The organism is Scytonema sp. UIC 10036, from assembly GCF_009725235.1.
This window is the reverse complement of record NZ_WJFC01000306.1, coordinates 1-11806: the sequence shown is the minus strand read 5'-3', so window position 1 is coordinate 11806 and position 11806 is coordinate 1. Positions and strand designations below refer to the sequence as shown.

9 protein-coding genes are annotated in these 11806 nt (G+C 39.0%); 7 read left to right on the top strand and 2 right to left on the bottom strand.

The genetic code is table 11. From position 1 onward, the window contains the following. From F7734_RS64890 to F7734_RS57935, 3 genes are all read left to right on the top strand, one after another. A partial coding sequence (locus F7734_RS64890) for a response regulator (RefSeq protein WP_243147618.1) occupies nucleotides 1–1566 on the top strand: 1566 nt, incomplete at its 5' end. 193 nt (nucleotides 1567–1759) lie between these two features. Beyond that, nucleotides 1760–3217: a histidine kinase dimerization/phosphoacceptor domain -containing protein gene (locus F7734_RS57940; RefSeq protein ID WP_207714462.1), complete on the top strand. Its 1458-nt coding sequence runs from the start codon at nucleotides 1760–1762 to the stop codon at nucleotides 3215–3217. A gap of 8 nt (nucleotides 3218–3225) precedes the next feature. Beyond that, entirely contained in the window at nucleotides 3226–4869 is a 1644-nt protein-coding gene (locus tag F7734_RS57935; protein ID WP_155753165.1) for a response regulator, read from the top strand. A 125-nt stretch (nucleotides 4870–4994) separates the two neighbouring features. Here the strand turns inward: F7734_RS57935 and F7734_RS57930 are convergent, their stop codons facing one another. Further along, on the bottom strand, nucleotides 4995–5372 hold the full coding sequence (locus tag F7734_RS57930) for a response regulator (protein WP_155753164.1): 378 nt from the start codon (nucleotides 5370–5372) through the stop codon (nucleotides 4995–4997). A 589-nt stretch (nucleotides 5373–5961) separates the two neighbouring features. Between F7734_RS57930 and F7734_RS57925 the strand changes: the two genes are divergently transcribed. Further along, nucleotides 5962–7383 (top strand): ATP-binding protein, encoded by a 1422-nt coding sequence (locus F7734_RS57925; protein ID WP_347566467.1) that lies wholly within the window; start codon nucleotides 5962–5964, stop codon nucleotides 7381–7383. A gap of 622 nt (nucleotides 7384–8005) precedes the next feature. Next, entirely contained in the window at nucleotides 8006–9004 is a 999-nt protein-coding gene (locus F7734_RS57920) for an NAD-dependent epimerase/dehydratase family protein (protein ID WP_155753163.1), read from the top strand. A 183-nt stretch (nucleotides 9005–9187) separates the two neighbouring features. Here F7734_RS57920 and F7734_RS57915 read toward each other — a convergent pair whose 3' ends face one another. After that, the gene (locus F7734_RS57915) at nucleotides 9188–9781 is read right to left on the bottom strand and encodes a DUF4291 domain-containing protein (RefSeq protein ID WP_155753162.1); all 594 of its coding nucleotides are present in this window, start codon (nucleotides 9779–9781) and stop codon (nucleotides 9188–9190) included. Nucleotides 9782–9901: 120 nt separating this feature from the next. On the opposite strand from F7734_RS57915, the gene F7734_RS57910 reads away from it, so the two are divergent. Together F7734_RS57910 and F7734_RS57905 are read left to right on the top strand one after the other, a co-directional pair. Next, the gene (locus tag F7734_RS57910) at nucleotides 9902–11509 is read left to right on the top strand and encodes a patatin-like phospholipase family protein (RefSeq protein WP_155753161.1); all 1608 of its coding nucleotides are present in this window, start codon (nucleotides 9902–9904) and stop codon (nucleotides 11507–11509) included. A gap of 8 nt (nucleotides 11510–11517) precedes the next feature. Beyond that, a complete protein-coding gene (locus F7734_RS57905; RefSeq protein WP_155753160.1) occupies nucleotides 11518–11751 on the top strand; it encodes a hypothetical protein in 234 nt (77 codons plus the stop codon). Nucleotides 11752–11806 lie beyond the last annotated feature (55 nt).

Here is an 11806-nt window from a genome sequence, read left to right as displayed (position 1 = left end):
CCAGAGGGGAACCCTAGCCCCCACTCCTCTTCAGCTCGCATTCTTGTAGTGGATGATAATGCCGATATGCGGGAATACATGAAGCGGTTGCTGAAACAAAGCTATGACGTAGAAGCTGTAGAAGATGGCATAGCAGCACTGAGTGCAATTCAGCAATATCTTCCCGACTTGGTTTTGACAGACGTGATGATGCCCCGCCTAGATGGCTTTGGGTTGCTGCAAGAACTGCGGACAAATCCCCAAACGCGAGAACTGCCAATCATCCTCCTATCTGCCCGTGCTGGTGAGGAGTCGCGCATTGAAGGGCTGCAAGCAGGAGCCGATGATTACCTAACTAAGCCTTTCTCTACTCGCGAATTGCTAGCACGGATAGAAGCAAGTTTAAAGATGGCGCAGATCCGCAAAGAAGCTGCCTTACGGGAACAAGCACTTCGTCTTACAGCCGAAACAGCACAAAAAGAAGCAGAGGCAACTGCCCAACGACTATCCCATATTTTAGAAAGTATGAGTGATGCTTTTGTTGCTCTGGATCGAGATTGGCGAATTACCTATCAAAATGCTGCCGCAGAACAAATCAACAATAACAAGCCCCGCAGCCAAGTGCTGGGAAAAACCCTTTGGGAAGAATGGCCTGCTTCTGTGAATAGCAATTTCGAACTTCAGTACCAATATGCAATGGCACATCAAGTACCCGTTCACTTTGAGGAGCGTTATTACTCTCCTCCCATTTATGATGTGTGGCTGGAAGTTCATGCCTATCCATCAACAGAAGGGCTGGGGATTTTCTATCGCAATATTAGCGATCGCAAACTTGCCGAAGCAAAACTGAAACAATCCAAACAAGAGCTAGAAATCCGAGTTGCCGAACGGACAGCCGAGTTAAGCCAGCTCAATGCCGATCTACAACAAAGTGAATTAACCCTCCGCAGGTTTTCCGAACATATTGAAGCCTCACTTCGAGAAAAGGAAGTCTTACTCAAAGAAATACACCATCGCGTCAAGAACAATTTAGGGATTGTCAGTAGTTTGTTGCAAATGCAGTGTAGACGTACCCAAGACTCGCAAGCTACTGCTATTCTACTCGATAGTCAAAACCGCATTGCTTCTATTGCCTTGGTACACGAGAAGCTTTACCGTTCTCAAGATTTGGCAAACATCAATTTTGCTCAATACATTCCCGATTTGGTGACTCACTTATTTGATTCATATAATATGAAATCGAGTCATATTAAACTCCATTTTCAAGTTGAAGATACCAGTTTGGATATAGAAACTGCCATTCCTTGCGGTTTAATTGTCAATGAACTCGTTTCTAATGCTTTAAAATACGCTTTTCCCAACAACCAAGCCGGTGAAATCATAATGAAGTTATATGAACACGAGCATCAATTGACACTGATTGTTCGAGATAATGGAGTAGGTTTGCCTGTAGACTTTGATAAGAAAAAGACAAAAACATTGGGGATCAAACTTATTCAGGGTTTGGTGAAGCAATTAAGGGGAAGCATTGAAATTAACTCCGAGCAAGGAACAGAATTCAAAATTACTTTAACAAGAGGTAAGTAGAAGACTATTGGTTATTTGTCATTGGTCATTTGTCATTTGTCATTTGTTAAAGGTCATTCTAAAATTTACGCACGCTCTAAGTACGAGTATCTCAATTGCACTTATATTAGTACTCAAAAAATTTGTATCTTTTTTTGTGCCTTTGTGTGAAACTCTGACTTAAGGTTCTGCCGTTGCAAAAGGAATCACTGAGATGGATATTTCTCAACTGCGTTTGTTTGATGAAAATTATCAACGATCGTTAGTGACAGTTACAGAAAATATGCTAGTCGTTGATGTAATATCTCAAATGAGCCAAGCTCAAACCAGCTATGTACTTGTTTTTCACGAGCAGGAATTAGTTGGCATTTTGACAGAAACAGATGTGGTGAGGGCGATCGGCAATCGAACTTTGTTTGAGAATATCACAGTAGCTGAAGCTATGACCCAACCTGTCATCACTATCAGTAAGGCAGATGCAGAGCAGATTTCTATTGTTATGCAAAAATTTCACCAGCACGATCTTTGCCATTTACCAGTGATGGATAACAACGAACTCATTGGCGTTATCACCCGAAGCAATGTATTGCGAGTATTATACTCAATGGGAGTGCATTCTGAGATTGAAAATTTATCTCTAGTAGATATCAACGCTCGCAACCATGCCAAACACATGTTGGAACTACAAGCTGTGATTACCCGAAACATGGCGGAGGGAATTTGCTTGGTTCGAGCTACTGATGGAATTATTGTCTACGCCAACCCCAAATTTGAGACGATGTTTGGCTATGATATTGGTGAACTCACAGATCGGCACGTATCAATTGTTAATTACGAAGATGAGCACACCACAGCTGAAGACGTTAACCAAGCAATTCGTGCTGCTGTCCTGCGACATGGGGAAGCAACGTATGAAGTTCACAATGTTAAGAAAGATGGTACACCGTTCTGGTGCCGTGCGACCACATCGGTTTTTGAACATCCCGAGTATGGAAAAGTCCTTGTTGCTGTTCAACAAGACATAACGGAGCACAAGCAAGCTGAGGACAAACTTCAAAAATCTCTGAAAGAAAAAGAGGTATTACTCAAAGAAATACACCATCGCGTTAAGAACAATTTAGGGATTGTCAGCAGTTTGTTGCAGATGCAGTGCAGGCGTACTCAAGAGCCACAAGTAACATCAATTTTGCTAGATAGTCAAAACCGCATTGCCTCCATTGCTTTAATACATGAAAAACTCTACCGCTCTGAAGATTTGGCAAACATCAATTTTGCCCAGTATATTCCCGATCTGGTGACTCACTTATTTGATTCTTATAATACGAGTTCCAGTCTTGTCAAACTGTATCTTCAAATTGAGGATGTGGGTTTGGATATAGAAAGCGCCATTCCTTGTGGTTTGATTGTCAATGAACTCGTTTCTAATGCTTTAAAATACGCTTTTACCAACAACCAAGCAGGCGAAATCCTAGTGAAGTTATATGAACACGAGCATCAATTGACACTGATTGTTCAAGATAATGGAGTAGGTTTACCTTTAGATTTTGAGAGCAAAAGGAGAAAAACACTGGGTATAAATCTTATTGAGGGTTTGGTGAAACAATTAAGGGGAAGCATTGAGATTAACTCTCAGCAAGGAACACAATTCAAAATCAATTTGAAAAAAGGTTAGGCTAAACCATGGTGACCATATCCTCAGATACCGATAAAACTAATAATATTCAAATTTTGATTGTAGAAGATGAGTATATTTTAGCACTTAATTTACAAGAAAGTTTGGAGACTTTGGGTTATACAGTTGTAGATACCGCAGATTCAGGGGAAGAAGCAATTGAGAAAGCAACTGAGTTGCGTCCAAACTTAATTCTAATGGATATTCGCCTGCGGGGAGAAATGGACGGCATTCAAGCGGCAGAGCAAATCTGGAATCATTTACAAATTCCTATCATTTACTTAACGGGACACTCTGACAAAAGTACTGTAGAACGAGCAACGCTAACATTTCCCTTTGGTTACATCCTCAAACCTGTTAGAGAACAAGAACTATATGTAGCTATTCAAACAGCACTGAATCGTTATGAACGCGAGCAATTTTTGAGTTCTATACTGCGGGGAATGGGAGATGGCATAATAGTAGCCAATACGCAGTTGCGTGTTAAGTACATGAATCAGATAGCAGAAGCGCTCACGGGCTGGCAATTTGATACAGCCAAAGAGCAAATGTTAGATGAAGTCTTCCAAATTGTCAACGAACAAACTCAACTCAAAGCAACTAACCCAATTATCCTAGCTTTACAACAAGAACGGACTATTTATTTAAGCGAGCCTACTTTACTGATTTCTAAAGATGGCACAAAAATTCCCATATCTGATAGTGCTACTTCAATTAAAGATAATAACGGTGCAGTGACTGGAGCCGTCATGGTTTTTCGGGATGACACCCAACGCAGGTTAATTGAAGAACGAAACCTAGCGGCGGAACGCGCCCAACAACTACAAATCCAAATGGCAGAACTCCAACGCTTAAATAAGTTAAAAGAGGAATTTTTGACGGTTACCTCTTATGAAATGCGAACTCCCTTATCAAATATAATAACGGCAATCTCATTACTAGAAAATCTATTAGATCGGCAAGGTATCTTGCAATCGGAAGCAGCCTCTATAAAGCGTTGTTTAAGTGTTCTGCGTTACGAGTCCGAACGAGAGTTAGATTTGGTGGATGATTTGTTAACAATTCGACTCCTTGATGCTAATATTTATCGCTATGAATTAACTTCAGTTTATCTCCAATACTGGTTACCTCATTGTGTTGAAAGTTTTCAACAATTGGCTCAATATCAACACAAAACTTTAACAGTTGAAGTTCCCACAGATTTACCATCTCTGATTACCGATTTACCAAGCTTAACTCGAATTGTATCCGAATTAATTAACAATGCTTGCAAATACACTCCTAATGGAGAGAAAATAGCAGTCACGGCTCGACTAGCTGATAATACTAACACTCAAAATCCGGACTTGCAAATTATTATTAGCAATTCAGGAGTAGAAATTCCGGAACCAGAACGCGATCGCATTTTCGAGCCGTTTTATCGGATTGCTCAAAGTCAGACAATAGAACCAATTGACCTTTTTGACTTGTCCAATCAAACTCCACCTACCAAACATCAGTCAAATAGCTGTACGGGATTGGGCTTGGCGTTGGTGAAAAAGCTGGTGAAATTTCTCCAAGGCTCGATAGAAGTAACCACCAATCAAAGCTGGACAATCTTCACGATTCAACTGCCTTTAACATTGCCAGAATCTCTTGGAACTAGAGGTTAGGGAATCATAAAGATATTTACCTCGTTCCCAGCCTCAGGGTGGGAATGCCTTGAGGGAGGCGGAGCCTCCTGTGCTCTACCTCCAAAGCTCTGCCTCGCTTCGCACACTGCATTCCCAGTCAACTATCACTCAACCCAGTTAAGAAGGTTACAAATATTACTAACCAAATCTTGAGGATTAAATGGCTTGGTAATGATTCCAGCGACACCTAAATTAAGGAGCTGCCTCTGTTCGCTTAACTGCGCCTTAGCTGTGAGCAAAATGGTAGGAATATGACAAGTCGCCGTATTTGCTTGTAGCTCCTTGAAAGTTGTTGGACCATCCATAATCGGCATCATTACGTCCAACAGAATAGCATCAGGCTGTTCAACTTCTGCAATTGTGATTCCCTCCTTGCCTGAAGTAGCACTGAGCACATCCCATCCAGCGACAACCTCCAAAGAAATTTGAATAATACTTCTGACCCCATCTTCATCATCAATCACTAAGACTCGTTTGGTCATATTTTTCCTTTATTTCCTATCTGTGCCTATTTACGCTTAAAAATAGAGACTATAAAATTTATCCCCAATCTTTTTCGGAGTTTGCAGTTCACAATCAATTGTTAAATAAGACGTTAACTTTAGATTGTGAATAATTTGTGAATTTTGCCAAAATTTAAAAAAATGTAATACTACAATAGATAAAAATAATACATCAAAATGAAAGGTTAGTTGCTTAAATCTTAGCTTCAACTGAAATAGTTGCAGCTGTCACTCCAGTGTGTCAGAAGCAAATGATAATTTATGTTATGGAATTAAAGCATATTGCAGCCAAAAAATGATGACAAAAAGTATTATATATTACATTCCTTTTAAGCGGTTTGGAGGATACCGCAATTATCTGCTCAAAATATTTAATACCGTTTTCAGATGAAGATGCATAGAAAGAACCTTACCGCCTGCCTTTATCTTTCCTTACCCCCCTTAATCCCCCCTTATAAAGGGGGGATTAAGGAAATTTAAGTCCCTCCCCTTTATAAGGGGAGGTTAGGAGGGGTAAAAATAATGTGTGGCTTCATAAAAAATTGGTATAAGAAATTAGGTGATTGTAGTGACAAAAAATCAAGATATTGAACTTGAGAATGCAACCCTGCGCCATCAAATCCAAATTTTAAAAGAAACTTTAAGAGCTATTACCATGGGTGAGAACGCTCCTTTAGATATATCCGATGCTCAAGCTCAAAAAGTTTTGATATTACAAAATGCAGAACAATTAGTCAATCTCATATTATGCGAACAATTGGCACGTAATGAAGCGGAAGTCGCACTGCAAAAAGCAAAAGCCGAATTAGAAATGAAAGTGGCTGAGCGAACATCGGAATTAACTAAAACAAATTTACATCTGCACAGATCCATCGGTATTTTGGAAGATGTCATCAAACGCCAGCAAGACATAGATGCTCAACTTCGAGAAGCCGAACGTCGCTGGCGCAACTTGTTAGAAAACGTGCAGTTGCTGGTTGCAGGGCTTGACAGTACGGGTAAAGTTGAATACCTCAATCCTTTCTTTTTAAGATTAACTGGTTATACACAAGATGAAATTTTAGGAAAAGATTGGATTGAAAATTGTATTCCCCAGCATCAACAACAGGGTGTAAAAGATTTTTTTGCGGAAATGTTACAGCACGAATTACACCTTCATTATCACAACTATATTCTTACCAAATCTGGAGAAGAACGACTGATTGCTTGGAACCATACTGTACTGCGAGATTCAAAAGGCAGAATTGTAGGTATTATGAGCATTGGGGAGGACATTACCCAACGTTACGCATTGGACAAAATCAAAGATGAGTTTATCTCTATTGTCAGCCACGAACTTCGTACTCCTCTGACTTCAATACATGGAGGTTTAAACTTGTTGGCAACTGGTTTAGTATCTCCTGAGTCAGAAAAGGGTAAGCGTTTGATTCAAATTACTTCCGAAAACGCGGAACGTCTGGTGAGATTGGTGAACGATATTTTAGATTTAGAAAGATTGCAGTCTGGAAAAATGATTTTATATAAACAAAAATATGAAACTAATAAATTGTTAACTAAAGCAGCAGAGATAATGCAGCTGACAGCTAATAATTTTGATATTAAAATATCAATTATAACTCAATCTCTTGAAGTGGTCGTAGATAGCGATCGCATTATCCAAGTTTTGACAAATTTGTTAAGTAATGCTATCAAATTTTCCCCTAAAAATTCTACAATTACAATGATAGCAGAAAAAATAACCGAAAAAAATGATGGTTCTCCTGTGGTTTTATTTAAAGTTCAAGACCAAGGCAGAGGTATACCGACAAACAACATAGAAACTATTTTTGAACGTTTCCATCAAGTCGATGCAACAGATTCTCGCAAGCATGGTGGAACTGGTTTAGGTTTAGCAATTTGTCGCAGTATTATACAACAACATGATGGAAAAATTTGGGTTGAAAGTCAAATAGATGTGGGCAGCACCTTCTTTTTTACTATTCCTTTATGATGAAGGCAGAAGATTGAGAGCAGTATAGAAAATCTTAAATGTAGGTAGGGCTAAAGCATACCATCAATATAATATAGTGGGCTTTAGCCCTACCTACTTAATTTCAAATTGTTTTCTATTAACTAAACAATATATTTATAATGTTCCTAAGAGGATATTTGAAAAGTTGTAAGCTGTGATTTTTATGGTATTATTACCCCCCTTAATCCCCCCTTGGAAAGGGGGAAATAGAAAAACGGGTTCCCTCCCCAATCCATCGGGGAGGGTTAGGGTGGGGTACTTTTGTCTTAACTGCTATTATGACTAAAGTCTGATGTCAATTTTTCTTAAATTATCTATACTATAAATTATGGGAATTCTTTCAATTAAATTGGGGCTATGCCGTGCTTTTGAGAAATAGTGTACTCCTCAAACTTTAGAGTATGAAGAAGACCAAGAAGTGAAGTTTTTTCCCTCCATATAGTGCTTTAAGTATCATCGCAAATTTCCTTAAAGCTTAGTGAAAAATTTAGCAACTTCTGCGTGTTTTTAACAATTAAAAAGCACGTTTCGCTTCCGTCCGATTAAATTGTGTCTTTTTTAAGTGAGATAGTTAAGGCACTCAAATTAAGGAGATAAACAGATGCGTGCTTTTGTTACAGGTGGATCGGGGTTTGTTGGTCGCAATTTGATAACGGCTCTTGTACAACGAGGTGTTGAAGTGCGATCGCTTGTCAAATGGGAGGCTGAAATTGAACTGATCGAGTCTTATGGAGCTATTCCAATCTTTGGGGATATCAACGATCCGCAAGTTTTAAAGTCTGGGATGACAGGGTGTACGGTTGTATTTCACCTAGCAGCAAAGGTAGATGACTGGGGAGTTTTCGAGGACTTCCAAGAAGTTAATATTCGTGGAACAGAACAAATTATCGCCGTTGCAAAAGAAACAGGTGTATCGCGCCTTGTATACGTGAGTACGGATGCGGTATTGATAGAAGGAAAAGCGATCGTTAATGCAGATGAAACCCAACGCCTTCCAGAAAAGCCATTGGGTTTTTACGCACTGACTAAAGCGATCGCAGAAACAAAAGCGATCGCAGCAAACTCAGATGAACTCACAACAGTCGTGGTGCGTCCGCGTTTTGTTTGGGGAAAAGGAGACACCACATTGTTAGCGCGTTTTATTAAAGCAATCCACAATCAAGAGTTTGCCTGGATTTCCGGAGGTCGGTATTTGACTTCTACCTGTCATGTCAAAAATTTGTGTGAAGGTTTGATTCTGGCGTCAGAAAGAGGAAAGGGAGGTGAAATCTATTTCATCACTGATGGTGAGCCTGTAGAATTCCGCCGCTTTATTACAAACTTATTACATACTCAAGGAGTTGAACCAGGAACACGCAGTTTACCACGTTGGTTAGTTTGGGCATGGGCATGGATTTTAGAGAAAGCATGGACGTTGTTAAAACTTGAGGGTTTACCTCCTATCACCCGAACAGCCTTGTCTCTAATAGGATCTGAAGTCACGGTAGATGATACCAAAGCTCGGCGCGAACTGGGTTACACACCAATAATTTCACGACAAGAAGGACTGTTAGAAATGAAATATAGCAGTTCTCAGTTAGCTAGAATACCTACTATGTAAGGTAGGCACTGCTAGCCCTGTCAAGGTGGATTAAAATTTCAGGAAATCAATCGTCTTCTCACCTCTTACCTCTGTGTACTCTGCGCCTCTGCGGTTTTAAAGTAATTTATTTAACCGCAGATGGCGCACCAGAGCGCAGAGGAAAAAAATGAGGAATTGCCACCTGAATCACAATTTTGTGAGTCACCTTGACAGGGCTGATATACCTAAAATTTTTTGAATTTCTGAATTCACCTCATAGACACGTTCTTGAGGAACTTCTGGCATTTGTTCCTGCTTTGTTTCTACAGCGACTTTGATATCATGAGCTAATTGGGTCACATCTTCTATGGATAAAATCCAAGTATTGACGTATTGTTGCACCATACCGCCACGAATTCCTATCTGTAGAGCACGGCGTTCGAGTCGATGGAGTGATAAATTTCGGTCGGGGTCCCATTGATATCGTACTTCTGAGTTGTCTAATGCTCGTCTCCACTCTTGTTCAGAAGCAAAAATGTTGCGCTCGCAAGTTGTAGGGATTCCTTGAGCTAGAATTGTCTGAAAACCTTCATGGCTGAGTTTTATTTTCAAAATACGTTCTTGTCTGTGCTTGCTTGCATAACCAGAGCGATACAACATCCAACCGAAAGATGGCTTGATCCAAGTCATCCTTTCTAAATTAAAGCCTTTGCCAAAAGTACCTTTCAGTACAGCTTCATCAGCAATAGAGGGTTTAAACGCTTGATAAACAAAAATACCTTCCTTATCATAAGCGGCGAGGATTTGTTGTTGCATCTTAATAATATCTTGAAATAATCTTTTATACTACAATTATACTACAAAACAAGAAAAGTATCAGCAGCGACGACACGTCAAAATAGATAGAGAGAAAAGCGATGTAGAGGATACTTTTCCATGTCAGTGGAAGCTTACGCTATTTTAGATGGTGGTGGAGTCAAGGGTGCTGCATTAGTCGGGTGTTTAAAAGCAGCAGCAGAACAGGGTATAAAATTCATAGGTTACGGCGGAACATCAGCAGGGAGTATCGTAGCTTTACTGGCAAATGTGGGCTACTCCCCAGAAGAAATTAGAAAGATTATGGTAGAGGAAATTAATTTTCATGACTTTTTAGATGATGCAGAAAGAAAATTACAACGTTTCAAACAACTACCACAAAATCTGGCTAAAAGTATTTCCAAAGATTTAGTTTTATTAAAAAATTTAGATTTAATTAATGAACTCAGACAAAATTTTGGTTTTTGTAATGGTAACAAACTCACTCATTTTCTTTTAAAGAAGATCCAAAACAGTCAGAAAGTGGAAAACAGTGAATCTTCTTTAAAAGAACAACTGAAAAATGCAACAGATATTACTTTTCAAAATCTCAAAGATATAGGATGTTTTCCTCTCAAAATTGTAGCTTCAGATGTTACAAGTCACAAAGCTGTTGTCTATCCTCAAGGAGAAGGGGAAGAAGCATTAAATTATTCTGTCATTAAAGCCGTTAGAGCATCTATAAGCTATCCCTTTGTGTTTACTCCCGTCATAGAGGGCGATCGCGTTTTGGTAGATGGGGGTTTAAGTAGTAATTTGCCAGTCTTTCTCTTTAAAGAAGAGCAAAGGAAAAACTCCAAACCCGTTATCGCCTTTGATTTATACAGTCAAGACAATCCAAAATCTTCTCACACAAAACATAAATATGAATTTGGTCAGTTTTGCGCTGATATGTTATCGACTATAATAGATTCCAGTGACGATCTACTTAGGTCTGTAACAGACAAAGTTTACCACGTGCGTGTTCCCATACCAGCTAGCGTTAAAACTCTAGATTTTTCTATCGATGTAGAATTAAGAGAAAATCTTTTTTATCGGGGATATAGTGCAACGGCTAGCTTTCTAGCATTAAATTTACCCCAGTGGAAAAAAGCCACAAATACTATCGAGCAACTGCAAGCTTTACACGCTCCGCCTTATTTGGTGAAACCGACTCTTAAAACAATTGTTAGAGAAATAGAAGAAAGCACAAATCTCAGAAATTGCCGTTCCTATATCATGCTACCAAAAGAGGAAAATCGGTTTGCGATCGCATATCAATACAAGATGGATGAAGATCCAGATGTAGATTGGCAAATAGATAGAAATAACAAAGGTGCTTGGGGAGAATCGTGGAGAGAGCGAAAGTTTTTTTTACTAAATGTTAAGAACTTAAAACAAGAACCGTCTGTATTTAACATGACAAAACCCCAAGTCAACAAAATTCCGAAAGATCGAAAAACTATAGTAACTGTACCGATATTCAATTGGAAAACCATTACAGAAATAACAGAAGAAGACTTGGAAAAAATGATTCAATTAGAAACCACAAATTTTCAAAAGATAATTGACAATTACGAATTAATTGGGATTCTCACCCTTGATACCGCTACTGAAATTGAAGAAGTGCTCAATTCACAAGATATGCTAACTCAGATATATCGAACTATGATGGTAGGAGCGAGTATACTCTCAGGAACCTTAAAGTAGGAGACAAGATGATAGATCCAAGTGGAATTCAACCGTTACCAAACCATAAATTAAAGGTAAGAGAAGTCAATCCCGGTTTATATAGTCTAGAAAATCCCTATGAAGGAGTTTATGAGTATTTTACAGAACCTTCCCTTGACAAAGCAGAACCCAATGCTGCCCAAGAATCCCTAGAAGACTGGCGGAAAGAATTTGGAACAGAAACAAAATTAGTACAAGAAATTATGAATTATGAATTATGAATTATGAATTATGAATTATGAATTATGAATTATGAATTATGAATTATGAATTATG

Coding starts and splice junctions, on each gene's coding strand:
- F7734_RS57940 (WP_207714462.1), top strand. CDS start 1,760: ATGGATATTTCTCAACTGCGTTTGTTTGATGAAAATTATCAACGATCG.
- F7734_RS57935 (WP_155753165.1), top strand. CDS start 3,226: ATGGTGACCATATCCTCAGATACCGATAAAACTAATAATATTCAAATT.
- F7734_RS57930 (WP_155753164.1), bottom strand. CDS start 5,372: ATGACCAAACGAGTCTTAGTGATTGATGATGAAGATGGGGTCAGAAGT.
- F7734_RS57920 (WP_155753163.1), top strand. CDS start 8,006: ATGCGTGCTTTTGTTACAGGTGGATCGGGGTTTGTTGGTCGCAATTTG.
- F7734_RS57915 (WP_155753162.1), bottom strand. CDS start 9,781: ATGCAACAACAAATCCTCGCCGCTTATGATAAGGAAGGTATTTTTGTT.
- F7734_RS57910 (WP_155753161.1), top strand. CDS start 9,902: ATGTCAGTGGAAGCTTACGCTATTTTAGATGGTGGTGGAGTCAAGGGT.
- F7734_RS57905 (WP_155753160.1), top strand. CDS start 11,518: ATGATAGATCCAAGTGGAATTCAACCGTTACCAAACCATAAATTAAAG.